Origin of the sequence: Sulfurospirillum sp. hDNRA2, from assembly GCF_024206095.2 — a bacterium.
Lineage (GTDB): Bacteria > Campylobacterota > Campylobacteria > Campylobacterales > Sulfurospirillaceae > Sulfurospirillum.
Window position 1 is genome coordinate 1207706 of the sequence record NZ_CP159800.1, and the last position, 24436, is coordinate 1232141.

Annotated in this window: 21 protein-coding genes, 1 tRNA gene and 1 pseudogene; 17 read left to right on the plus strand and 6 right to left on the minus strand. The window is 44.3% G+C overall.

The features are described 5' to 3' along the window. Positions 1-167: 167 nt before the first annotated feature. Complete coding sequence (gene tgt / locus NL930_RS06145; RefSeq protein ID WP_039674870.1) at positions 168-1289, plus strand: tRNA guanosine(34) transglycosylase Tgt; 1122 nt, start codon at positions 168-170, stop codon at positions 1287-1289. 26 nt (positions 1290-1315) lie between these two features. Next, positions 1316-2098 carry a CorA family divalent cation transporter gene (locus tag NL930_RS06150; protein ID WP_254376015.1) on the plus strand — a complete coding sequence of 261 codons (783 nt, stop codon included), beginning with the start codon at positions 1316-1318 and terminating at the stop codon, positions 2096-2098. A gap of 11 nt (positions 2099-2109) precedes the next feature. Here the strand turns inward: NL930_RS06150 and NL930_RS06155 are convergent, their stop codons facing one another. The 5 genes from NL930_RS06155 to NL930_RS06175 are packed head-to-tail and all read right to left on the minus strand — an operon-like array spanning position 2110 to position 6854. Continuing rightward, a complete protein-coding gene (locus NL930_RS06155) occupies positions 2110-2625 on the minus strand; it encodes a histidine phosphatase family protein (protein ID WP_039674869.1) in 516 nt (171 codons plus the stop codon). A gap of 46 nt (positions 2626-2671) precedes the next feature. After that, the gene (locus NL930_RS06160; protein WP_041961737.1) at positions 2672-2953 is read right to left on the minus strand and encodes a hypothetical protein; all 282 of its coding nucleotides are present in this window, start codon (positions 2951-2953) and stop codon (positions 2672-2674) included. Further along, positions 2934-4100, minus strand: a complete 1167-nt coding sequence (locus NL930_RS06165) for an MFS transporter (RefSeq protein WP_254376016.1) — start codon at positions 4098-4100, stop codon at positions 2934-2936. The genes NL930_RS06160 and NL930_RS06165 overlap by 20 nt, the downstream gene beginning before the upstream one ends. Beyond that, positions 4090-4740 carry a response regulator transcription factor gene (locus tag NL930_RS06170; RefSeq protein WP_041961739.1) on the minus strand — a complete coding sequence of 217 codons (651 nt, stop codon included), beginning with the start codon at positions 4738-4740 and terminating at the stop codon, positions 4090-4092. Before NL930_RS06170 ends, NL930_RS06165 begins: the two co-directional genes overlap by 11 nt. Then, the gene (locus NL930_RS06175) at positions 4737-6854 is read right to left on the minus strand and encodes an ABC transporter substrate binding protein (RefSeq protein ID WP_254376017.1); all 2118 of its coding nucleotides are present in this window, start codon (positions 6852-6854) and stop codon (positions 4737-4739) included. The genes NL930_RS06170 and NL930_RS06175 overlap by 4 nt, the downstream gene beginning before the upstream one ends. A gap of 195 nt (positions 6855-7049) precedes the next feature. Between NL930_RS06175 and NL930_RS06180 the strand changes: the two genes are divergently transcribed. From NL930_RS06180 to NL930_RS06190, 3 genes are all read left to right on the plus strand, one after another. Beyond that, a complete protein-coding gene (locus NL930_RS06180) occupies positions 7050-8459 on the plus strand; it encodes a DASS family sodium-coupled anion symporter (RefSeq protein WP_039674860.1) in 1410 nt (469 codons plus the stop codon). A gap of 210 nt (positions 8460-8669) precedes the next feature. Further along, a complete protein-coding gene (locus NL930_RS06185) occupies positions 8670-9521 on the plus strand; it encodes a fumarate hydratase (protein ID WP_254376018.1) in 852 nt (283 codons plus the stop codon). Between the two features lie 12 nt (positions 9522-9533). Then, positions 9534-10097, plus strand: a complete 564-nt coding sequence (locus NL930_RS06190) for a Fe-S-containing hydro-lyase (RefSeq protein ID WP_039674856.1) — start codon at positions 9534-9536, stop codon at positions 10095-10097. Positions 10098-10169: 72 nt separating this feature from the next. On the opposite strand, the gene NL930_RS06195 is transcribed toward NL930_RS06190, so the two are convergent. Beyond that, on the minus strand, positions 10170-12068 hold the full coding sequence (locus tag NL930_RS06195) for a pilus assembly protein PilZ (protein WP_254376019.1): 1899 nt from the start codon (positions 12066-12068) through the stop codon (positions 10170-10172). A 100-nt stretch (positions 12069-12168) separates the two neighbouring features. Between NL930_RS06195 and murA the strand changes: the two genes are divergently transcribed. The 12 genes and pseudogenes from murA (at position 12169) to NL930_RS06255 (ending at position 24347) form a co-directional block, all read left to right on the plus strand. Further along, positions 12169-13437 (plus strand): UDP-N-acetylglucosamine 1-carboxyvinyltransferase, encoded by a 1269-nt coding sequence (gene murA, locus NL930_RS06200; protein ID WP_041961745.1) that lies wholly within the window; start codon positions 12169-12171, stop codon positions 13435-13437. A gap of 3 nt (positions 13438-13440) precedes the next feature. Next, the gene (locus NL930_RS06205) at positions 13441-14640 is read left to right on the plus strand and encodes a molybdopterin molybdotransferase MoeA (protein ID WP_254376020.1); all 1200 of its coding nucleotides are present in this window, start codon (positions 13441-13443) and stop codon (positions 14638-14640) included. A 1233-nt stretch (positions 14641-15873) separates the two neighbouring features. Further along, positions 15874-16221, plus strand: a pseudogene (locus NL930_RS13385) (methyl-accepting chemotaxis protein); the annotation flags it as partial. A gap of 301 nt (positions 16222-16522) precedes the next feature. Then, positions 16523-16597 (plus strand) — tRNA-Gly (locus NL930_RS06215). Positions 16598-16680: 83 nt separating this feature from the next. Further along, a complete protein-coding gene (flgA, locus tag NL930_RS06220) occupies positions 16681-17496 on the plus strand; it encodes a flagellar basal body P-ring formation chaperone FlgA (RefSeq protein ID WP_254376021.1) in 816 nt (271 codons plus the stop codon). Beyond that, positions 17493-18023 carry a UbiX family flavin prenyltransferase gene (locus NL930_RS06225; RefSeq protein ID WP_254376022.1) on the plus strand — a complete coding sequence of 177 codons (531 nt, stop codon included), beginning with the start codon at positions 17493-17495 and terminating at the stop codon, positions 18021-18023. The genes flgA and NL930_RS06225 overlap by 4 nt, the downstream gene beginning before the upstream one ends. Continuing rightward, positions 18020-18505, plus strand: coding sequence for a pantetheine-phosphate adenylyltransferase (gene coaD / locus NL930_RS06230; RefSeq protein ID WP_173636970.1), 486 nt, complete (start codon positions 18020-18022; stop codon positions 18503-18505). The genes NL930_RS06225 and coaD overlap by 4 nt, the downstream gene beginning before the upstream one ends. After that, positions 18496-19080 carry a dTMP kinase gene (gene tmk, locus NL930_RS06235; protein ID WP_039674841.1) on the plus strand — a complete coding sequence of 195 codons (585 nt, stop codon included), beginning with the start codon at positions 18496-18498 and terminating at the stop codon, positions 19078-19080. Before coaD ends, tmk begins: the two co-directional genes overlap by 10 nt. Further along, positions 19073-20281, plus strand: coding sequence for a histidine--tRNA ligase (gene hisS, locus NL930_RS06240; protein WP_254376023.1), 1209 nt, complete (start codon positions 19073-19075; stop codon positions 20279-20281). Before tmk ends, hisS begins: the two co-directional genes overlap by 8 nt. Positions 20282-20292: 11 nt before the next feature. Then, positions 20293-22137 (plus strand): biosynthetic arginine decarboxylase, encoded by a 1845-nt coding sequence (gene speA / locus NL930_RS06245; RefSeq protein ID WP_039674839.1) that lies wholly within the window; start codon positions 20293-20295, stop codon positions 22135-22137. Next, a complete protein-coding gene (cysE, locus tag NL930_RS06250; protein WP_039674838.1) occupies positions 22134-22853 on the plus strand; it encodes a serine O-acetyltransferase in 720 nt (239 codons plus the stop codon). Before speA ends, cysE begins: the two co-directional genes overlap by 4 nt. A gap of 321 nt (positions 22854-23174) precedes the next feature. Continuing rightward, entirely contained in the window at positions 23175-24347 is a 1173-nt protein-coding gene (locus NL930_RS06255; protein WP_254376024.1) for a pyridoxal phosphate-dependent aminotransferase, read from the plus strand. Positions 24348-24436: the final 89 nt, after the last annotated feature.

Genomic DNA, 24436 nt, shown 5'->3' on the forward strand with positions numbered 1-24436 from the left:
GAGAACCCAGTGTTAACGTAGCTTTTAGAGCTTAGCTTTAAAAGCGTGTTAAAAATAAAAAAGCACCGAAGGTGCGTGGGCACTCTGCGTGAGAGAACCCAGTGTTAACGTAGCTTTTAGAGCTTAGCTTTAAAAGCGTACTCTAATGAGAGGATATTATAACGGATATGAAATTTCAGATAGATAAAACCGACGGAAATGCGCGCGCATGTACGATTCAAACGGCGCACAGCACGATTCAAACGCCTATCTTTATGCCGGTCGGAACGGTCGGAAGCGTGAAGAGTTTGGATGCGAAAGACGTGATGGAAGAAGTCGGAGCGAAGATTATTTTAGGCAATACCTACCACTTGTATTTGCGCCCCGGAGACGAAACGATTCGTCATTTCGGCGGATTGCACGGCTTTACGAAGTTTCCGTATAGCTTTTTGACCGATAGCGGTGGCTTTCAAGCCTTTAGCCTCAGCGACATTTCCAAAGCCGATCAAAACGGCATTACGTTTAAAAGCCACATCGACGGCTCGACGCACTATTTTACGCCCGAGAAAGTCTTAGACATTCAGTACAACTTCAATTCCGATATTATGATGATTTTGGACGACCTTGTAGCCCTTCCTGCTACCAAAGAGCGTATTGCGCTTTCGATTCAACGAACGACGGATTGGGCGAAACGGGCTATTGCGTATCATTTGCGCAAAAAAGCCGAGGGGATCGGCACGCATCAAAATATTTTCGCGATCATTCAAGGCGGTACCGATCAAGAGTTTCGCCGCATCAGCGCGAACGAATTATGCGAGCTTCCTTTTGACGGTTTTGCGATCGGAGGGCTTAGCGTGGGAGAAGCCAACCGCGAAATGTACGATACGGTTGAATTCGTAACACCGCTCATGCCGACGCATAAGCCGCGGTATTTGATGGGCGTGGGAACACCCGAGGATTTGGTCGAAAACGTCGAACGCGGCGTGGATATGTTTGATTGCGTTATGCCGACCCGCAATGCGCGAAACGGCTCTTTATTCACCTCTTTCGGAAAAATCAGCATTAAAAACGCCAAGTTCGCTTTGGACGAAAGTCCGATCGATCCCGAATGCGACTGCTTAACATGTAAGCACTATTCAAGAGGCTATTTGCACCACTTGTATCGTGCGAAAGAGTTAACGTATTTTCGGTTGGCTTCGATTCATAACCTGCATTATTATTTGCACTTGATGGCACAAATGCGCGAAGCAATCTTACAAGGCTCCTTTGCGGCATTCAAAGCCGAGTTTTATCGCAAAAGAGGCAACTAAAATGTATGACGATGCGGCGGTTTAAGATGCAAACCCTTTACGAAAAAATCGATCGTTTTTACCTCTTGGATATCAAAAATCCGACGCACCCGTCGATGTTCGTTGAAGAAGCGGCGTACGATATTTTGATTTTGACGCTACCGCATAAAGACAAAGAGCTTATCGTCAATGCCCATGCTTTTGTTTTCGACGATCGGCATTATTACCGCTACGATTCCGTGCAAAGCGTGTTTTTAGACCTTGCTTCGATGGAAGAAGTGTATGCGTATCTCAACGAAAAGACGAACGAAACGATGAAACTTGTCGCTTTGATTCACGAGAGTATCGATTGGATGGAAGAGCGGCTTTACGAAAATAAATCGTTTACGGAATTTATGCATTATTGGTTAACGTACAAAAAAGATTTAGCACGCATCGTGCGCCTTTTAACGTTGGCGACGGAAGTTTTGGAAACGTTCGTTCAAAGTTATATCCAAGAAGAAGGCTTTCTGGCAACGCATTTTAACGATATTCACGAGCATTTAAGCCGCACCAACCGTTCTGCATTATTGGCCATCGATAAGCTGGGGAACCTGTACACCTTTTACACCAGTCGCAACAACGAGCGTATGAACAAAACGATCTATTTTTTAACGATTTTATCGGCGATTTTCTTACCGCTTAATTTAGTGGTCGGTTATTTTGGGATGAACACGCAAAATTTACCTTTTTCCACGATCGCTTCGGGATCGGAAAAGGTAACGGTTTTGCTGGGGCTTTGTGCCGGAGTGATGATCGGGCTGATCTTTTACCTACGCCGGAAACTATAGGCGGACGAGCTTTAAGACTCTTGCGAAGTCTCTTTAAGGTGTTTTTTGGGATAGTCAAAAAAGAGGATATGTCCGCTCTCTTCGGTGATTTCGTGAAAATGTTCGACATCGAAACGAAGGCAAACGATTGCACACGTCGGGATATTGCTTAAAATTGCGCCACTAAGGCGTTCGCCGACTTCGGTAATCGTCGGGTTATGTCCGATGATGAACACGTCGTTGCAGTGATCGTCGATGGATTGAATCAACGAAAGATAGGTTTCAAAGGTACTGTCGTAAAGTTTTTTCGTATAGATAATCTTCTTTCTATTGAATTCGACGGCTTTAGCAAGCTCTTTTGCCGTTTTTTCCGAACGTTTGGCAGGGCTTGCGTAAATTGCGCAGGGCAAAACGTCGAACATCTTCAAACGTTTGCCCATAAAAAGAACGTCGCGCTTGCCTCTTGCGTTTAAAGGTCTTATAAAATCATCGAGCGTTTCGTCTTTCCAGCTGGATTTGGCATGGCGTATTAAATAAATTTTTTTCATTGTTTACCTCACACTTGGTACGTCATTATAACATCGTAATATGATATTAATATAAAAAATTCTGCGTGACCCATTGGCGTACCAAGCGTCGGGTAACCGCAAAAAAAGGTAATTCGCTTCGTAAGAAGATTTCCATTTTTTTAAGCGCGTACGTGTCTAATTGCATCTCGTACGCGAGCGTGTTGAGCATTAAAAGCATTTGGGCTTTGGAGGTCGTATCAAAAGGTTCGTCGCCCTCTTCGTTAAAATAGCGTTTTTCATCGTATAGTTTGGGGTCGGATACGTAATCCAATTGTAAAAAATCGTCGTCAAGAGACTGAAGGTTCATGCATCACTCCTTTAGGCATCAGAAACGTTAAACAAAATGAAATCGTTGCCAAAAAAGCTCCGATCAAAAAAACGGCGGAGACGGAATAGGTCCAAATAATACCTAAACTAAAAGGCAATAAAACCGCCGAAATATGGTTGATCGTAAATCCGATACTCGACGTAACGGCAATATCGCGGGCATCGGCAATTTTTTGAAAATAGGTTTTAAGCGCGATCGCGATCGTAAAAAAGAGATTGTCGATCACGTAAAGCCCTACCGCCATTTCAAGGGATTGTACCATAGCATATAGGACAAAAATGAGCACGATGGAGCCGTATTCGATTTTGAGCGAAAGATTTTCGCCGAAACGTTCGATGAGTTTTCCGACGTAAGGAGCGCAGAGCATATTTAAAACCGTGTTGACGATGAGTAAAAGAAGCATATTTTGGACGCTGAAATGAAAGCGCTCCACGAGCAAAAATCCCGCAAAAACGACCACGATTTGGCGTCTGGCTCCGGCTAAAAAGGTCAAAACGTAAAAAATCCAATATTTTCGACGTAAAAAAAGTCTGTTCTCTTGGATGACGTCGTCTTTAAAATGCGGAAAAACCCTCCACGCAAACAATGCGGCGGCAACGGTGATCGCACCGCTTAAAGCATAAATCGCCGTATAACCGACGTTAGCGTATTGCATCAAAACGTATAAAAGTGCCAAGATACCTAAACCTATAAACGACCGGAGGGAAGAGAGTTTTCCTAAAAACGACGGTGCTTTGTTTTTGTCGATCCACTGTAAACTTAACGAGCTGTGTAGGGTTTCAAGATAATGAAATCCTACGGACATCACGATCGTCGTGACGTAAAGTCCGACGGCGGAGGGGAAAAAGCCCGTGAGCATCGTACCGATTCCTAACAAGGCCAATGAAAGATATGCCGCGCTTTGCTGGCGCAAAAAGATGAGAACAAAGACGATCGTAAATGCCAAAAGGCCGGGAACTTCGCGCAGACTCTGGAGTAAGCCGATTTTTTCGCCGTCGAAACGAACGACTTCTACGGCAAAATTGTTGAGCAAAGAGTTCCATGCGCTAAAGGCAACGGGAACGGCGGCGGCTAAAAGGTACAAAAGCCCCTCGCGTGAGGCGAGAAAAGGCGTTTTAACGTTCATAATTGAGACGATAACCGACGCCGCCTTGGTTTTCGATGGCTTCTTCGGGCAACTTTTTACGCAAGCGTTTAATGAGGGCTCGTATGTTTTCGGTCGTCGTGAGTTCTCCGCCCCAAACGTACTGCTCGATACGCTCGAACGTGATGTTCTTATCCAGATTTTTTGCAAAAAGATTGAGCAATAAAATCTCTTTTTTCGCCAGTTTTACCTCTTCGCCTCGGTTATCGAGCAATCTTTCATGCTCAACGCAATAGCTAAAGTTTTGGGCAAGGCGAATCGTATGGGCTTTGGGTTTGCACAGACGTTCGATTTTGGTCTCCAATTCGTACATGTAAAACGGTTTTTTGAGGTATTCGTCGCATCCTTTACAGTACGCCTCTTGAATCGTTTCGAGTTCGACGTTTGCGCTGATAATAATGGCGGGAGTTTCACCGTCCATACTGCGTATTTCTTTCAAAAGCGATAACCCGTCGATGCCCGGAACGTTAATATCCAAGATATAGCAGTCGTATCCGTTGTCGATCGCCTCAAGAGCTTTTTTGCCGTTATCGAAAAGATCGACGCGGTATTTTTTATCTTCGAACGCTTCAACGATGACGTTTGCCAAACGTTCGTTATCCTCGAGTACCAAGATTTTCATACGCTTCCTTTGTATTTTTGAACAACGATGCACAAGCGTGCGCCCTGCTCTTTTTGTTCTGCATAAATTTTTCCGCCCATTTTATCTTCGATAATCAGGCGAGCCATGTATAAACCAAAACCGTCGCCGTGTTCTTTGGTGCTCATAAACGGATTGAAGATCGTCTCCAACGTCTCTTGTTCGATTCCGCAACCGTCGTCTTCGATCGTGAGGTAAATCGACGTTTCGTCGCTTTTGAGCGTAATCAAAATCACGCCTTCGGTCGGAAGGGTTTCTCTTCGCTTTAGAATACTATCTTTTGCATTATTAACGATATTTAAAATACATTGTTTAAATTCATTAGGGTAGCCGAACGCTAAGAGTTTTTCCTGACATAAATCGTGAATCGTAATCGTAATGTAATTGTATTTAAGGTTGTGGTTAACGACTTCGAGCATCGTTTCGACGGCCTCTTTGACGTCAAAGGCACTTTGTCGGGTCGAGGGTTTGATGAACTGTCTAAAATCGTCAATGGTACGCGACATGTACTTAACTTGCGTCATAATGTCGTCGACGAATTTTTGCGTATCGGCTTCGTCAAGCACTTTTTTACGGCGTTTATAGATCAACTCCTGTGCAATTGCAGAGATTTCGACCAACGGCGTTTTCCACTGATGGGCAATACTGGCGATCATTTCTCCGACTTCGGACTGTTTGGAACGTTGCACGACGAATTGTTCGTGGCGTTTGTGTTCGGTGTCGATCTTTTTCTTTTCGGTGATGTCGGTCATAATGGTAACAACGCCGGCTTCGAGGTTTTTTTCGTCGGTATAGTAGGTGCGCCTAATCGCAAAGGTTTTTTTCTCATGATGCGGAAATTGGATTTCGATTTCGGTGCTGTTAGGATTATTGAGCGGCACGTTTTGGATCTGATCGCAGATAGAGGGCATCACTTCTTGAATGTTACGTCCGACGATGTCCCATTTATCCCTACCAACGATTTCGCATAAAAGCTCGTTACATCCTAAAACGGTTCCGTCGTTGGCTTTCCAAAAAATGGCACTTTGAATGTTATTCAAAAGAACGTAGTCAAGCTTACTTTGCCTGAGTTGCTCTTTCTCCAAAGAGATGCGTTTGATAATGTTTAAGACGAGAATCGTCGTGAGCAAAAGGAGCAAGGGCATCAAAGTAAAAGCGTTCTCGACGAATTTTTGGTGTTTTTCGTAAAAACTTTCCACGCCGTTAATCACGACGGAAGGGCTTGGGATGTCGCTTGTCGAAAGACCGAATTTTTTCAATACGAGGTTATCGAAAAAATAGTTATTCGAAGGCGTGCTGACGGGAAGAGAGCTGATTTTTTTGCCGGAGATAATCTCAAAAGCCCTTTTAGCCGCCAAATAGCCCTGCTCGTAAGGATCGACCATATAGCCTCCGATGACGCCCTCGCCGACATGAATACGGTTGAGTGCAAATACGGGGTATTTGGAACGTTGGAAAAAAGATTGTAAGCGATGATAGGGAATATAGTTTCCGTACATGTCACGGTAAAAGCTGGTAAATAAGATGACGCTGTGTTTGGGTAATTTATCGATTTTTTCGTCAATGGTCTTAAAATCGATTTTATTGTCGAAAACGATGCGTACTTTATCTTGAAAGTGGCTCGACTCTTCGACGATTTGGTCTTTAATCACCAACGAAGAATAAGCATCGTCACTGATAATATAGACCATTTTCGTTGCGGGGAAAAGGGTTTGGATGAGCTCCAAGTTTTTGCGTATGTCTTTGTATTCGACGATTCCGGTGACGTATTGTTTGAGATACGGCGTAATGTCTTTGGGATTGAAATTTTCGACGCCGCAAAAGACAATCGGCGTATTGGGAAACAATTCACGATGGTATTTTAAAGCAAATTCATAGGCGTAGTTGTCGGCCGCAATGATTGCTTTATAGGTGCGATCGCGAAATTTTTTGCGGTAAAGGTCCAGCAATTCGTCGAAGTAGTTTTGCGATTCGATTTTTTTACTATCCATATATTGGGTCGTCAGTTCGTATTCGGGATGTTTTTTCATGACGTCTTCAACGCCGCTTGAGATTCCATCCGTCCATTTCAGCCCTTTATTATAGGAATGGAGCAATAAAATTTCGTTCCCGAATAAAAAAGAGCTATAAAAAAACAATCCAATTATTATTTTTAAGATATTCATAAGTTTCCAGCTATTTTTTTTACCATTTTAGCAAAAAAGTCTCATTTATATCTCTTTTCTACGCCTATAATTACGTCAGTCTTACTTATGAGATGTTGAGTAAAAATTATTTAATGGAGGTTTTACATGTCAAAACAAGCCATTTCAATGCTGGTTCCGGTATTGGTAATGTTGGTTGTTTGGTTTCTTCCGGCACCTGAAGGGTTAAGTGCGAACGCTTGGCACTTTATGGCTATTTTCTTGGGTGTCGTCGTAGGTCTCGTTTTAGAGCCCGTTCCGGCTGCTCTTGTGGGGCTTGTAGGCGTATGTTTGGTTGCCCTTATGGGTATTATCGATCCAAAGCCTGCCGAAGGTATCAAATGGGCACTTTCCGGTTTCTCTAACTCTATTATTTGGTTAATCTTTGCAGCTTTTATGTTTGCGGCGGGTTATCAAAAAACGGGACTCGGAAAGAGAATTTCTCTTATTATGGTTAAGTTTATGGGCAAAAGCTCACTCGGTCTTGGCTATGCGGTAGCGTTTGCCGACCTTTTGCTTGCTCCTTTTATGCCTTCCAATACGGCACGTAGCGGCGGTACGATTTTCCCTATCGCGATTAACATTCCTCAAATTTTCAACTCTCTCCCCGATAACGAGCCGCGCAAACTCGGTTCGTATATTACGTGGGTAGCGATGGCTGCGACATGCGTTACGAGTTCAATGTTCTTAACGGCTCTCGCACCGAACCTACTAGCCGTCGATTTGATCGCTAAAAGTGCTAAAGTCTCTATCGAATGGGGTGCTTGGGCAAAAGTGATGATTCCTTTGATGTTACCGCTTTTCCTATTGACTCCGTTGTTGGCGTATATCGTTTATCCTCCGACACAAAAACAATCTCCCGAAGCACCGATTTGGGCGGCAAACGAGCTTAAAAAAATGGGATCGATTACGTTTAAAGAGATCATGATGTTGCTCTTTGCGGTTCTTGCGCTTGTCCTTTGGATTTTCGGTAAAGAATTGAGCGTCGACGCTACGACTGCGGCCGTTTCCATCGTTGCTTTAATGGTCCTTTGCAAAGTTATCTCTTGGGAAGACGTTATCGGTAACAAAGGTGCTTGGAACGTTCTCGTATGGTTCTCCACGTTGGTTGCGCTTGCAGGCGGTTTGGGTAAAGTCGGTATCTTGAAATGGATCGGAACGATGGCGGAAAGTTCTTTAACGGGTCTTTCTCCGATGGCGTTAATGATCTCGATGATTATCGTATTTTTTATCCTTCACTATTTCTTTGCGAGCGTTACGGCACACGTTTCCGCGTTGGTTCCGGTTTTTGCATTGATCGCCGTTAAATTTATCGCGCCGGATCAATTGCCTGCGTTTATGATCTTACTTGCCGGTTCACTCGGTATCATGGGTATCATCACTCCGTACGGTACGGGTCCTTCTCCGATTTGGTACGGTGCAGGTTATATCTCTCAAGCCAGATGGTGGGCTTTGGGTGCGCTTTTTGCCGCGATCTACCTTGCCGTCTTGTTAGTAGGTGTTTTCCTTTTCGTCTAACATATTAAAAGTACGCAACCCCGAAGCGATTCGGGGTGTGCATTTTTACGAATCTTTACATGTAAGGATTCGTAGAGGTGCCCTCCTTTTAAATGTAAACTCTAAACTAGCACCTCTACTTTACTTTTGGGTACAATAGAATTGATTAAATGGTTTGCGCAAGCGATTTGATCAGTTCTATTCAAAATCAAACTTTTTCGGAGATGAAAAATGAGAGAGATTAAGTACGAAGATATCGTCAAGAGCGTAAAGGATATGATCCTTTACAGTGCGACAAACTTGCCTAAAGATGCTTATAAAGCATTGCAAAGTGCCTACGACACGGAAAAAAGTGAAGTGTGTAGACAAGTCTTGAAGCAAATTTTAGAGAATGCGGATATTGCCGCGAATGAAGCGCGACCGCTTTGTCAAGACACCGGATTGGCCGTCTTTTTCGTCAAAGTCGGCGAAGACGTTAAAGTCGTCGGAGGCAGCTTGAAAAAAGCGATCAACGAAGGGACGGAGCAAGGCTATAAAGAGGGTTATTTACGTGCTTCTACCTGTCATTGGGATACGCGCGCGAACCTTAAAGACGAAGTCGGCTACAACCTTCCGGCGATCATTCACTTCGATATCGTCGAAGGCGATAAAATCGACATCGAATACGCAGCTAAAGGCGGCGGTTCCGAGAACGTCTCTCGCGCGACCGTATTTCCTCCCGCAAAAGGCAGAAAAGGTATTATCGAATACGTTAAACAGGTCATTTCCGATGCAGGTCCAAACCCGTGTCCTCCGCTTACAGTCGGTGTCGGTATCGGCGGTACGTTTGAAAAAGCCGTTATTTCTTCGAAACATGCGCTTTTTAGAGAATTGGGAAGTAAAAATCCCGATCCGGTACTCGAATCCATGGAAGAAGAGTTGATGCATCTTCTCAATAACTTGGGTATCGGTGCTATGGGTATGGGCGGTACGCAAACGGTACTGGGCGTTCATATCGAAAAAAATCCTTGCCATATCGCAAGTTTACCCGTGAGCGTCAACGTTCAATGCCACAGCTCACGCCATATGCACATTACGCTATAAGAAGGAATTACAATGAGCAAAACTTATCATTTAACGGCACCGCTTAGCGAAGCAGACGTCATTCAACTTAAAGCAGGCGATATTGTTTATTTAACGGGCGTTGTTTACACGGCACGCGATGCGGCACATAAAAAATTGGTGGATCTTTTAGATGCGGGTCAAGCCCTTCCTTTCGATATGAACGGTGCGGTTATCTATTTCGTCGGACCGACTCCTCCAAAACCTGGCGATCCGATCGGAAGTGCAGGTCCTACAACTTCATACAGAATGGACTCTTATTCACCGCGCTTGATCAACGAGCAAGGGCTTAAAGGGATGATCGGAAAAGGTAAACGTAACCAAGACGTCATCGATGCATGTGTTAAATCCAAAGCGATTTATTTCGGTGCAACCGGCGGCGCGGGTGCTCTTCTTGCTCGTCAAATCAAAAAAGCGGAAGTTATCGCCTATCCTGAATTGGGACCTGAAGCAATTCGCAGACTTGAAGTCGTCGATTTTCCTTTAACCGTTATTAACGACACATTTGGAGCCGATCTTTACAAAATGGGTCGCGCTCAATACGAAGTTTTCGAATAAACCCCTCTTCTTTACCTAATCACTTGCAAGAGGTACGCTTAAACGTGCCTCTTGTTTGAACGCTTCACGCTTTCAATTATACGCTTTCGTTGCCTTTTTGATCTCGAAAATAAGCTCTTTTTGGCGGTTGTACATGTAGCGAAGCAGATAGTCGTCGTAGGGTTTTGGAAGCTTATCAAGCATCACGACGATCTTGGTAAATTCGTCTTTTTGTAAAATGTAGGTTACTTTTGCCTCGATCTCCATGATAACGTATCCGTTGTCGCCCTCTTCGTTCGGAAGCGAAAAATTCAGACGGACTTTTTGGTTGAGCATCTCTTCTTCGCGAAACGATTTACTGACTTTCATCGCAATAGAATTCACGGAAATATCGATAATATCGCCTTGGGCAGAAGAACGATGGGCGTATTTGATGAGTACGGGAGTGCGAATGCTGGTTTGAACGCGCGTGTGTTGACGGTTGTTAGCACTGCTGGGCATAAATTTGAGGTTTCTAATGACGACGAAAGAACGCTTAATGTCGACCAACGAGACTTCCGCTTTGATGTCTTTGGGAAAATTGGGTGCTTGCAATACCGTCTCTTTTTCGATCTGCATCGCATATCCTTGGAGGTTTTCGCAACTCATCTGATAACTGTCTTCCGTGATTTTGAGGATATAAGCGTGCGTATTGATGCACAAGCCTTTGTAGATATTTAACAGTTTGATCGGAATTTTGTTATTTACGCAATTGTGCATCAAATACCGAATCTGTTCTTGCTCTTCGATAACGTTTTCAAGGTATTCGAGCTCAAAATATTTGATCTTTTCAATATCTTGGGGCAAAAGCGTTTGGGTGTTAATCTTTTCGATATAGTCGATAACGACGTTCAAGTCGTCTGATTCGACGTGAAAGGCCGAAGAGAGAATGATCGGCGTGATTTTTTCGCTTGCCGTAGCGTAAATCAGCTCTTGTTGAAGGTGTTTTGTTTGTTCGCACGTATGCTCAAAAGTTCGATCTTCCCCCATCAAAATGTAAAGATTCGGACTCCATTGAATCAACTCTTGATTCTCTTCTTTCAGCTGAAACAGTTTAAGCATTAGATTTTTAAAAGCATCGTAAAGTGTGGTACTTTTGAACGTTCGACTGAGTTTATCGAGGTTGGAAATGTTGATAAATACGAGCGAAACCGGCATTTTCGTAACGCTTTGTTGCGCAAGACGGTCTTTGAGACGGTCGATGAAATCAAAACGGTTTAAGACGGTTTGTGCGGGTTTAACGTCTTGGAGTTGATCGACGGGGATCAGCGTGATAATCTTTTCGTCGCTTTGGTCAAACGCCTTGACGATACACGTATATTCCGCTTCTTTGTTGGAGGCGGTTTCGATGACGATGTTTCCTTGTACGTCTTCGTGGCTGAGCAGAACCTCGCTTAATTCGACGTCTTCGTGAACTTTCGCTTCGATTTCCAAAAGATCGTTTGTTTCGTAAATTCTTTTTGCCTGTGCGTTGGCATAGGTTAATTGAGCGTTTTGAAAGACGAGAAACGGGAAAAAGCGTTCGATCTTTTTTTCCAGTTCGATTTTTTGGTACATGTAGAGCTTATCGTCGAGTTTATTGGGATTTTTGGTAAAGATCGACGCTAAAAGCGTCGCTTCGTTGTTCAGCGGTAAAACATCGGTAATGCCAAAATGCAACGCAAATTTTAGAAGTAGCCTATTTTCGACGTCTTGAGCGAAAAGATACGCGACGACGGGTTTGTGCTGCGTAAAAATCCCGAGCAGGCGTTTGAGCTTCTCTTTGGAACTTTCACCTAATTCGATAAAAAGAATGTCGTTGTGATCGCGATAAGACGATAAGTCTAGATCGTAAGACGAAAACTTTACATGTCGGTTTAGAACGGATTCAAGCACGCTTAAGCGTTTTTCGCCGAAATAAAGGTACGCGATACTCAAATAGCGCGTTTCAAATAAAAATTGCTCTAAGACCACTGCTTTCCTCACAATCTTAATGATGTCAATTCTACCAAAATTCATCGAAAATTCAATCATAAATGACTACAATAGATGCATCTTTTAAAAGGACATGGGTATGATGTACTATTTAGCCGTCGAAGGCAAACAAAAATTAAGCGGATCGGTAACGATTTCAGGAGCGAAGAACGCCGCGTTGCCGTTGCTGGCATTAACGCTTCTTTCCAAACGAAAAATTAAAATATCCAATATTCCCGAAGTTGCCGACGTCAAAACGCTTTTACAACTGCTTGCCAATTTGGGCGCAACCTATGCGTTTGTTCAAAAAAACGTCGTGGACGTGGATGCGACGAGCGTTAATTCGGCGTGCGCCAATTACGACATCGTCCGCAAAATGCGCGCGTCTATTTTGACGCTTGGCCCTTTACTCGCGCGTTTCGGGCATTGCGAAGTCTCCTTGCCCGGAGGTTGCGCTATCGGTCAGCGTCCGATCGATTTGCATTTAAAAGCTTTAGAACAAATGGGTGCGGAAATCGAGATTAAACAAGGGTATGTTTTGGCTAAAGCTCCCAAAGGACTGAAAGGTGCGACGATCGTTTTCGATAAAGTCACGGTGACGGGTAGCGAAAATATCATTATGGCGGCGGCGTTGGCGCACGGAACGACGATGCTCGTTAACGTGGCAAAAGAGCCTGAGGTCGTGCAATTATGTGAAGTCCTACGCGATGCTGGCGTGACGATCGAGGGCGTGGGAAGCTCAAAACTTATCATCGAAGGAAGCGGCGGCAAATTGCTCAATATCCCCGATTTTCGAGTTATTCCCGATCGTATCGAAGCGGGAACGTATTTGTGCGCCGGAGCGATTACCAAGTCCAAAATAACGCTCAAAAACGTCAATCCGAAGCATTTGGAAGCGGTAATTTTAAAACTGAAACAGATGGGTTTTGAAATTGACGAGACGGAAGAGTCGTTGACGATCCACCCGAATGAAAAAATGATCGCATGCGACATCGAAACATCCGAATATCCCGGCTTCCCGACCGATTTGCAGGCACAATTTATGGCATTGTGTACGCAGGCAAAAGGAACGAGCCTGATCGATGAGCGACTGTTCGAAAACCGCTTTATGCATGTTAGCGAACTCGCTCGTATGGGAGCCAACATTAAGCTCAAAGGTCACACCGCGACGGTCGAGGGAAAAATGAAACTCAACGCCGCGGACGTCATGGCGACCGACTTGCGGGCAAGTTCGGCGTTAATTTTAGCCGCACTCGTTGCCGAGGGTACGACGAAAATCCATCGTATTTACCATTTAGATCGCGGGTATGAAGATTTAGAGGGAAAATTTTCAAGACTCGGTGCCAATATCGAACGATTAGAGGAGTAAATTATGGCAAAGCAAAGCAGTATCGATTTTTTAAGTGCCGTCGAAAAAAGCCTTTCTCTAGCGACGCAAACGCCGCATTCCGAATGGGTCAGTATCTTTCAGGCCTTAGGACGTACCTTGGCGCACGATATTACATGTCAAAAAAATCTTCCTTCGTATAACAATGCCGCCTTAGACGGCTTTGCGTTTCGTTTCGAGAGTTTGAGTGAAAAAATGCGTATCAAACGAACGATTTTAGCGGGCGAAGTCGTGTCGGAATGCTTGGGCGAACACGAGTGTTATAAGATTATGACCGGAGCCAAAGTACCCGACGACGCCGATACGATCATACCGTTTGAAGAGTGTTCCGTTGAAGGCGACATGTGGATGAAACCTCGCGCTAAAGTCGTCAAAGGCAATGCGTTGCGTCAAAAAGGCGAAGAAGCCGCTTTAGGTTCTTTGTTATTGAAAAAAGGTACGGTGCTCACGTCTCGTGAAATGGCGGTTCTCGCTTCGCAAGGCATCAGTATGGTTCTGACGTATAAACAGCTAAATATTGCGGTTTTTTCAACCGGCAACGAATTGAAGGCTCCGTGGGAAAGAGCCAATGAAGACGAAATTTACGATATTAACGCGCTTTCTTTGATTTCACTTTTGGAAGAACACGGCTTTAAAGCTTCGTATTGCGGTGTTATTCCCGATAATTTAAGAACGGCGACGCGCTATTTTGCGGCGATGAAACATTACGACGTTTTGGTTACGAGCGGCGGCGTGAGCATGGGCGAGGCGGACTTTGTCGAGCGTGCGCTCAAAGCTAACGGTTTTGAAGCGGTTTTTAACGGAATCAACATCAAACCCGGAAAGCCGACGATGATGGGTATTATGGATCACACGATTATCGCCTCGATGCCGGGAAATCCTTTGGCGGCATACGTCAACGCGTTTGTTTTTTTAATTCCTTTGCTCAAAAAGCTTCAAGGGCAGACGAATTTTTACCATACGCGACTGACCGCCGTCAATAAAACCTCTTTTACGATGAAATCCGGTCGCGTCAACTTTGTTTTAGGGTATCATAACGACGGCGTCTTCGAAGTGTACGGCAATAATAAATACGGATCGGGGATGGTTCGCCCTCTTCAAAATGCCAATGCGCTATGGATTAGCGATGAGACGGATTTACATGTCAATGCGGGAGATACGATTCGTATTACATCTCTTTTGTGAGATTAATTGTAAAAAATAATTTAATTTTCAGAAAAATAGTATAAAAAACTTGACCGTTTAACCTTTTTTCGGTATATTGAACGAAAAATTTATCCAGAAAGATCTAAAGGCTTGGTAATGTTTAAGAATTTAAAGATTTCTACAAAACTTCTCGTCATCTCTCTCGTAACGGTTTTCGGATTATCGCTGCTTTCGTATATCGGAATCAATGCTAGTTTGGTCGGTAAAAGTTCTTTGGAAACGATTTATGAAAAAAATGTGGTTCCCGATGCTGAAATTACGACCGCACGTACAACGTTTGAAATGATTTTAAACGATTTAATTCACGTCACCAGTGAATTTTTGCCGACGGGACAAGCCAGAGATCGCTTACCCAAAATCGAAACCGAAATGAATAGTTTTTTTGCTAAAGCCTTGAAGAGCGAATTTTACAACGATCCGACGCTCAAGCAAAATTTAAACGAAGCATACGAACGTTACTCTCAAAAGATCGCTCCGAAACTTCAAAAAATTCATGCGCTTTACGTTAAAGATCACCGAGAAGACATCGGCGATATGGCGGTTGAGATCGAAGAGGATTGTCACTATATCAGCCAACGTTTTCACAATATCTCTTCGTTTACCAATCAACGCGTCAAAGACATCAGCGTCGAAATCAGTGCGAAACTCAATCGCAATTTGTACATCGTCATCGCCGTTTCGGTCATTATTTTAGTCATTACGACGGGCTTGTTATTTTCCATTAGTCGCTATATCGTCAAACGTATCGGTCGTATCGGCGAGCATTTGTCCGAAATTAGCAAAGATTTGGCGTTAAATCGACCGATCGTTCCGTGTAATTACGATGAAATCGGAGAGATAAGCAGCAATCTCAATACGCTTTTGTCGACCTTGCAGCAAGCCTTACTCAAAGCCAAAACGACGATGTCCGGCAATTCGACGATCAACAAAAGCATGCAAACGTTTTCTCAGCAAATCACTAATGTTGCAGAAGAGCAAGATCGCATCGTTGAAAACGTCAAAAAATTAACGGCGAAAATCAATCGCGAATTGCAAGAATCCTGTGAAATTTCCGAGACGTCGGCCACGTATATGAAAGAGGACTACGCCATGCTCGATATGATGATCGAGACCTTGGACAAAATCGTCGAAAGTATCAATACCGTGAGTCGCGAAGAGCAAAATATTTCGACGCAAATGCACGATTTAGCCGAGCAAACGGCGCAGATCCGCTCGATTTTGGAAATGATTAAAGATATAGCCGATCAAACCAACCTTTTAGCCCTCAATGCCGCGATCGAAGCGGCGCGTGCGGGCGAACACGGGCGCGGCTTTGCGGTGGTTGCCGATGAAGTACGCAAGCTTGCCGAACGTACGCAAAAATCGCTTTCGGAAATCGACGTGACGATTAGCGTGGTGGTTCAAAGTGTTTCGAGTGCGAGTGAAAACATCAAAGAAAACAGCCAAAAAGTGGTCGATTTGAACGAAAATGCCATTAAAATTTCGTCGATGGCAAACGAAACCAAAGAAAAAACGGCGAAGAGTTTGGACATTACCAACGTCGCGTATAAAAAAGCCGTCGATATTTCCAAAGAGATCGATGCGCTGACCAAAGGCGTCGAAGAAGCCAACGGCTTAGCGCACGAAAATAAACAAGTCGCCGATAATTTGCTTTCTATCTCTAACGACTTAAATCGTTCGACGGCGGAGCTTGAACAAGAGATCAATAGTTTTCAGGTTTAAACGCGCTTTAAAGCCCTTCACGGTCAATTTGTGTTACAATTATCACGCTTGAACGACGCAAAAATATGCATTTTTGCGTTAAAGAGCAGCAAAAACTATTGACATGAAGGGGCTTTTTTGATAGAATTCCGTCCGTTTTGCGGGAATAGCTCAGTGGTAGAGCACGACCTTGCCAAGGTCGGGGTCGCGAGTTCGAACCTCGTTTCCCGCTCCATTATTGTCTTTTTATGTTTTTCTTCCTTTCTCTTTTCCCAAACGATTTACCTCGATAAAACTTATTGCGTCGATCAATCAGATGTGAGAGCCTCTTTTTTCGGTTACAAAGATGCCCATTCCAAAGACGACCCCGTGTTGGTCGAAATTCCTAAAGATCGTATGCAATACACCGTTATGAGTGGTGCGATTCTCTCCTTTTTTAACGACCGCAATATCAGCGTCGTCGACACGAGCGAAGGCGTCGTCATTTTTAAAAAAGAGTGCCGTTTAATGGGCAAAGCCGACGCGATTGAAGCCCTCTTCTTGAAAAAATTTCAAGCCGCAGCTCCATACGTACTGATCGAGACCAAACCGCATATCGGAACGAAGGCCTCTTTACCGGCCGATTTTAAACGATACGAACTTATCGATATTCTCTTAAGCGACAATACGCTTCGTAAAAACAGCGGCTCGTTCGTTGCACTTTTTAAAGTCGGCGACAAAGAGCGGAAGCTTTACTTCTCGTATGAAATGGACGCTAAAGCACGCGTATTTAAAGCGAAACGTAATTTGCTTAACGGTACAATCCTCGGCAACGATGATTTTGAAACGGTGCTCGTCGGATTAGACGCATTACCGAACCGCGCTATGCTCCGTGAAAACACGCAAACGTTAATGGTAAAAAGCACCGTCAAAGAGGGGCAAATTCTTACCGATTATCTCTTTGAACCCAAACGTCTCGTGACAAAAAAATCGGCTATTAAAGCATTGTATAAAGACGAAAGTTTAAGCATCGAGGTTCAAGCAACCCTTTTAGATGACGGTGACGTAGGAGATATCGTGAGAATCAAAACCGAACAAGGTAAAATTTTAAACGCAAAAATCGTGTCCGCCAACGAAGCGGTCATTCTCGAATGAAACGCCTTATCATCGGTATCAGCGGTGCAAGCGGCGTGGAATTGGGCTTAGCCTTTTTAAAAGCGCTTCCTTGCGACATCGAGTCTTATGTGATTGTCTCCGATCACGCTAGAGTCGTTTTCGAAAAGGAACACGCGTCCATCCACCGCTTGGACGATACCGATATCGCAGCACCGAGTGCTTCGGGTTCGTTTCAATGCGACGCCATGGTTATTATTCCGTGCAGTATGAACACTTTGGCAAAAATTGCCTACGGTATCGCCGACAATCTTTTAACGCGCAGTGCAAGCGTTATGTTGAAAGAAAAACGACCGCTCTTATTGGCTCCGCGCGAAATGCCTTTTTCTGCTATCGCCTTGGAAAATATGCACAAACTCTCTGTGCTCGGAGTCCATATCGCACCGCCGGTTGCAGGCTATTATGCCGATGTCGATTCTTTGGAAAAGATGGAAAACTTTTTTATCGGTAAGTGGTTTGATCTTTTAGGCATCGAACATACGCTATTTAAACGATGGGAGGGAGCATAATGCGCGTTGCAATTTATCCGGGGACGTTTGATCCTATTACCAACGGCCATATGGACGTGATTAAGCGGGCGCGTAAACTTTTCGATAAAGTACTCGTCGCCGTAGCGTTTTCGGAAGAAAAACGTCCGATGTTCGACGTGCAAACGCGCGTCGAGATGGCACAAGCCGCCGTGAGCGATTTGGAAGACGTACATGTAGAAGCTTTTGACGGCTTGTTGGTACGTTTTTCCCAAGAAAAAAATATTCGCGTGATGATTCGAGGCCTTCGTGCCGTCAGCGACTTTGAGTTTGAATTGCAGATGGGTTACGCCAATGCGTCGCTCTGGAACGAAATCGAAACGGTCTATTTGATGCCGAGCCTGAAAAATGCGTTTATTAGCTCTTCCGTGGTTCGCTCTATCGCTAAACACGGCGGAAACGTATCGCATTTAATTCCCTCTTCCGTTTTACCTTTTGTCGAAAGAAAGCTCTTATGTATGTAATTTTTGAAGGGGTCGATACGACCGGAAAAAGCACGCAAGTGCGCCTTTTTGAACAAAAAAATCCCGATGTGCTCGCGACTAAAGAGCCCGGCGGTACGCCCTTAGGTATGAAGCTTCGCGAGATACTCTTAAACGGTGAGGCAAAAGCGTCGCTGTATGCGGAGTTGTTCTTATTTTTAGCCGATCGTGCGTTGCATTACGACACGGTCGTTCAACCGCATCGCGATCGACGCATCGTGATTAGCGATCGGGGATTTGTCTCGGGTATCGCCTACGCTTGCGCCAATCACGAAGAAATCGAGGGCGAATTCTTGCTTCAAATGAACCGTTTGGCCTTACACGGAACCTATCCCGATAAAATCGTTCTTTTTTTGACCGACGAAGCATTGATCCAAAAACGTTTAGGCGTAAAAGAAAACGATGCGATCGAAGAGCGAGGCGTAAGCTATTTGTTACGAATTCAAGCTATAATGCGCCGCATCGTTAAGAGCTTGCCGATACGCTATTTGGAAGTCGATGCAACGCAGAGCGTCGAAGCAATTTATCAACAGATTGAGGAATTTTTACATGATTAATGCATTACGCGGTATGAAAGATACGCTTTTCCCGCACAATGAAGTTTACATGTACGTGATCGATACATGTACCAAAATTGCCCGAAACTACGGTTTTTCGTTTATTGAAACGCCGATTTTGGAAGAGACGGCGTTGTTTAAACGCAGTGTCGGCGAAAGCAGCGACATCGTCGGTAAAGAGATGTACCAGTTTCGAGATAAAGGGGATAACGACGTTTGTTTGCGTCCTGAGGGAACGGCAGGCATCGTGAGGGCTTTTATTCAAGAAAAATACGACAAAGCGGGTCTTTCCAAACGCTTTTTTTACCATGGACCGATGTTTCGCTATGAACGACCGCAAAAAGGACGACTTAGACAATTCCACCAATTCGGTGCGGAGAGTTTCGGCGAAGCGAACGTGAGAGAAGACGCAACGATTATTTTAATGATTAAAGCGATTTTCGAAGCCCTCGGTATCGGTTATATGTTAGAAATCAACTCCTTAGGCTGCCCCGCGTGTATGCCCGCTTACCGTACGCGTTTGGTCTCGTTTTTAGAAAGCGTCGAGGGATTGTGTGAAGATTGCGAACGAAGAAAAACGACCAATCCGATTCGCGTGCTTGATTGTAAAAACGAACATTGCCAAACGTTGCTTCAAAACGCACCGTTGATCGTCGATCATTTATGCCCTACATGTCAAAATGATTTTGAGACGTTGAAATCGATTTTAGATCGTTTCGGGATGGTGTATCGCGTCAATCCTAAGTTGGTACGCGGGCTTGATTATTACTCCAAAACGGCGTTTGAGTTCGTCAGTTCCGAGATCGGAGCGCAAAGCGCTATTGCCGGCGGAGGACGTTACGACCGTTTGGTGGAATTTTTAGACGGAAAACCTACTCCCGCGGTCGGCTTTGCGATGGGTATCGAGCGTTTAATGGATTTAGTCAAAATGCCCGAATCCAAACGTGAGGGATACTACATTGCCGCTTTATGCGACGAGGCGTTACCAAGCGTTTATACGTTGGTTCAGCAAAAACGCGCGATTGCGCAAGTGCTAACGAGCTATGAGCCCAAATCGCTTAAAAATCATCTCAAAGCCGCCGATAAATTTTATGTAAAATTTTGTGTATGTATCGGTGAAGACGAGCTGGCAAATCAAACGGTATGGGTGAAGGATTTAGAGAGTAAAGAAGAGCGCATTATGCCTATCGAGAACTTTTAAGGAGCAAAACATTGGACTACGGTATTAAAACCTGGGGAAACGACAACTTTTTTATTGAAGACGGTAAAGTCAAGGTCAACACCGGATGTGAACCTTCACTCATCGAAATTATTCAAGAGATACGAAAAGACGGTATTCGAGGTCCTATTTTATTACGGTTTCCTCATTTGATTCAAAAACAGATTCGAATGATCTACAAAAGTTTTGCCGACGCTAAAAAAGAGTTTAACTACGAGGGAAATTTTAGCGCCGTTTATCCTTTGAAAGTCAATCAGTTCCCAAATTTCGTCAAAAACCTTGTCGCATTGGGACAAAAATACAATTACGGCTTGGAAGCGGGATCGAAAGCCGAGCTTATTTTGGCGATGGCGTATAACAATCCGCATGCGCCGATTACCGTTAACGGTTTTAAAGACAACGAGATGATCTCTTTGGGTTTTATCGCCGCGGAGATGGGGCATAATATTACGCTGACCATCGAGGGCTTGAACGAGCTTGAAAGCATTATCTCGATTACGAAAGATCGCTTCGGTTGCGTTCCCAATATCGGTCTTCGTATTCGTCTTCACAGTTCGGGAATCGGTATCTGGGCAAAAAGCGGCGGTATCAATTCCAAATTCGGCTTAACCTCTACCGAACTCTTAGAAGCGGTCAATATGATCCGCGATGCGAATCTCCTCGATAAATTTACGATGATTCACTTTCATATCGGCTCGCAAATCACCGACATTGCGCCTTTGAAAAAAGCCTTACGGGAAGCGGGTAATATTTATGCCGAGCTTTGCCGCATGGGTGCAACAAATCTTCGTGCGATCAATTTGGGCGGCGGTTTGGCGGTCGAGTATTCGCAACACAAAACGACTTTGCATAAAAACTATACTTTGGGCGAGTACGCCAACGACGTCGTGTATCTTTTAAAAGACATCGCAACGCAAAAAAACGTTCACGAACCGGATATTTTTATCGAGTCTGGACGTTTTGTCGCGGCTCATCATGCTGTTTTGGTTGCACCCGTTTTGGAGCTTTTTTCGCAAGAGTATACCGATCAAAAATTGCGTCTTAAAGACAAAAACCCTCCTCTCGTTCAGGAATTGTACGATCTTTTCAATACGATGAACCGTAAAAACGCTTTAGAGTTTCTTCACGACAGTATCGATCATATGGAATCTTTATTGACTTTGTTCGATTTGGGTTACATCGATCTTCAAGACCGTTCCAACACCGAAATTTTGGTTAACTTGATTATTAAAAAAGCGGTGGGACTCAGTGCCGATAAAAAATTGAGCGAAATTTTGGACATTCAAGATCGCGTTCAAGAACGCTATTTGGTCAACTTTTCCCTCTTTCAAAGTTTGCCCGATTTTTGGGGTATCGATCAGACGTTTCCGGTCATGCCTTTGGATCGTTTGGACGAAGTTCCGACGCGTTCGGCTTCGCTTTGGGACATTACCTGCGATAGCGACGGCGAAATCGGCTTTAGTACCGAAACGCCGCTGTTCTTGCATGACGTAGACGTTACGCAACGCGATTACTTTTTAGGATTTTTCTTGGTCGGTGCTTATCAAGAAGTTTTAGGCATGAAACACAATCTCTTTACGCATCCCACAGAGGCGACGATTCGCATCGACGACGACGGATACGAGATCGAAAATATCTTAGAGTCTCAAAGCATTAGCGATATTTTAGAGGATTTAGATTACGATATTAAAGAAGTCCAAGAAAACCTGAACGATCGTATCGAAGCTTCCGATATTATCAGCGAAAAAGAGAAAAAACATATTTTAGGCGAGATTTATCTCTTTTTGAACGATAACGGTTACTTGAAAACGATCAATAACGAGGATAATACGCAATGAGCGACATCTCTTTATGGCAAAAGATCAAGGAAGATTTTTCCCAACCCGTTTTGCACGATCCGGCACTCAATTCTAAAATAGAGCTTTTTTTCAACTATCCGGGCGTATGGGCATTAGCAAATTACCGTATTGCCCATGCCTTACATATCAAAGGTTTTCGTACCCTTGCGCGAGCGATTATGGGGATTTCCCAGATTATTACCAATATGGACATTCACCCCGCATGTACGATCGGCAGACGTGTCTTTTTCGATCACGCTTTCGGCGTAGTCGTCGGTGAAACGGCGGTGATCGGAGACGATGTTTTGATTTACCAGTGCGTCACGTTAGGCGGTGTGAGTTTAGAACGCGGCGTCAAACGCCATCCGACGGTCAAAAACGGTTCGGTTATCGGCTCGGGGGCTAAAATCTTAGGCGATATCACGATCGGCGAAAATTGCCGTATCGGCTCCAATTCGGTGGTCGTTAAGAGTATTCCGGACGACTCCACCGCCGTGGGCGTACCCGCACGTGTGATCGAAAAAGGGCGCGACAAAAGCCCGATGGCACATAATAAACTTCCCGATATTAACAAAGAGCTTTTTATTTATATGTTCAAACGTATTAAGATTTTAGAAGACGCTGTCTTGCAAAGTCATCACGATCAAAACGTGAAGGTCAAAGACGACGAATTGGAAGCCATTTACAAAAGCTACTTGGAATCGGTCAAAGAGTAGTACTTCTACCGTAAGAGGCGCACCCTTTCGCGCCTTTAACAACGGCATAAAAAGCATATCGCTATCGTCACGACGCATTGCATGATCACTCTGTAGAATATAGCCCCTTTTTTTATTATCGATCGTTGTTGAGAAGCGCTTTGTTTCGGAGGTGGAAGCTGAATTCGCGTTGGTGCGGGAACTTTCGTTCGTACTTCAAAACGCCGCATGGAATATCGTCTCTCAAAATCCGCCGCGGCAAGCATAAAAACGCCTGAACGTGTTAGGGAAATAGGGATTTTTTCGCTATAATCTCGACGATATTTTTTTAAGGGAACGTGCATGTTATCTAAACGAATTCAAGTATTGTCGCCCTCTTTAACCTTGGCGATTACCGCCTTGGCAAGAGATCTTAAAGCGCAGGGAAGAGATATTTTAAGCTTTTCGGCCGGTGAGCCCGATTTTGACACGCCTCAACGCGTTAAAGATGCCGCTATCGAAGCGATTCAAAAAGGTTGCTCCAAGTATACCGCCGTCGCGGGAACGCCCGAAGTTCTTAAAGCGATCGCAGGAAAGCTTAAACGCGAAAACAATCTTGAATACAAACCCTCCGATATTGTCGTAAACGTAGGTGCAAAGCATTCGTTGTTCAATATTTTTCAAGCGATTCTCGATGAAAAGGATGAAGTGATTATTCCTTCGCCTTATTGGGTCACGTATCCCGAAATCGTCAAATACAGCAACGGAACGCCCGTTTTTATCGAAACCGACGAGGCAAGTTGTTTTAAAATTACGCCGGCACAACTCAAATCCGCCATTACGCCTAAAACGAAAGTCTTGTTGCTAAACACGCCTTCCAATCCGACGGGTTCGGTTTACTCCAAAGAGGAGCTTCAAGCTCTTGCGGACGTTTTGAAGGGTACGAAAATTCTTGTCGTTTCCGATGAAATGTATGAAAAGATTTTATTTGACGGACGTACATTTACTTCCGTTGCGGCGATCAGCGACGACATGTACCAACGAACGATTACCGTCAACGGTTTGAGCAAATCCGTCGCGATGCCCGGATGGCGTTTTGGATATTTGGCATGTCCGATCAAAGAAATCGTCAACGCGATTGTCGATTTGCAAGGACAAAGCACGTCCAATATCAATTCTATCACCCAAAAAGCCGCTATTCCGGCACTTGAGGGTTTGGTGGACGACGACATTGAAACGATGCGCGTCGCGTTTGAAAAACGACGTAATTTGGCTTGCGAACTTTTTAGCAAGATTCCGCAACTTAGCGTCGTCAAACCCGAAGGCGCATTTTATCTTTACGTCAATACGAAAGCGGTCGAAAACGATTCGATGAAGTTTTGTTCTAAACTGCTTGAAAAAACGGGTGTGGCGGTGGTTCCTGGTATCGGATTCGGAATGGAAGGCTATTTTAGACTGTCGTTTGCAACCGATGATACGACCATCCGAAACGGTATCGCGCGTATTGCCGATTTTGTTCAACATTACGAACGATAATTTTCTTCCGGGGTGCTTAAAATAGCACCCTACTTTTAAAACTTCTCAAAAAATCCTCAAATTTTTGCTACAATCCCGACACGATTTTG

Coding starts and splice junctions, on each gene's coding strand:
- NL930_RS06180 (WP_039674860.1), top strand. CDS start 7,050: ATGTCAAAACAAGCCATTTCAATGCTGGTTCCGGTATTGGTAATGTTG.
- NL930_RS06170 (WP_041961739.1), bottom strand. CDS start 4,740: ATGAAAATCTTGGTACTCGAGGATAACGAACGTTTGGCAAACGTCATC.
- NL930_RS06190 (WP_039674856.1), top strand. CDS start 9,534: ATGAGCAAAACTTATCATTTAACGGCACCGCTTAGCGAAGCAGACGTC.
- NL930_RS06225 (WP_254376022.1), top strand. CDS start 17,493: ATGAAACGCCTTATCATCGGTATCAGCGGTGCAAGCGGCGTGGAATTG.
- hisS (WP_254376023.1), top strand. CDS start 19,073: ATGATTAATGCATTACGCGGTATGAAAGATACGCTTTTCCCGCACAAT.
- NL930_RS06165 (WP_254376016.1), bottom strand. CDS start 4,100: ATGAACGTTAAAACGCCTTTTCTCGCCTCACGCGAGGGGCTTTTGTAC.
- NL930_RS06150 (WP_254376015.1), top strand. CDS start 1,316: ATGCAAACCCTTTACGAAAAAATCGATCGTTTTTACCTCTTGGATATC.
- NL930_RS06255 (WP_254376024.1), top strand. CDS start 23,175: ATGTTATCTAAACGAATTCAAGTATTGTCGCCCTCTTTAACCTTGGCG.
- NL930_RS06160 (WP_041961737.1), bottom strand. CDS start 2,953: ATGAACCTTCAGTCTCTTGACGACGATTTTTTACAATTGGATTACGTA.
- cysE (WP_039674838.1), top strand. CDS start 22,134: ATGAGCGACATCTCTTTATGGCAAAAGATCAAGGAAGATTTTTCCCAA.
- tmk (WP_039674841.1), top strand. CDS start 18,496: ATGTATGTAATTTTTGAAGGGGTCGATACGACCGGAAAAAGCACGCAA.
- NL930_RS06185 (WP_254376018.1), top strand. CDS start 8,670: ATGAGAGAGATTAAGTACGAAGATATCGTCAAGAGCGTAAAGGATATG.
- tgt (WP_039674870.1), top strand. CDS start 168: ATGAAATTTCAGATAGATAAAACCGACGGAAATGCGCGCGCATGTACG.
- NL930_RS06205 (WP_254376020.1), top strand. CDS start 13,441: ATGGCAAAGCAAAGCAGTATCGATTTTTTAAGTGCCGTCGAAAAAAGC.
- NL930_RS06155 (WP_039674869.1), bottom strand. CDS start 2,625: ATGAAAAAAATTTATTTAATACGCCATGCCAAATCCAGCTGGAAAGAC.
- murA (WP_041961745.1), top strand. CDS start 12,169: ATGATGTACTATTTAGCCGTCGAAGGCAAACAAAAATTAAGCGGATCG.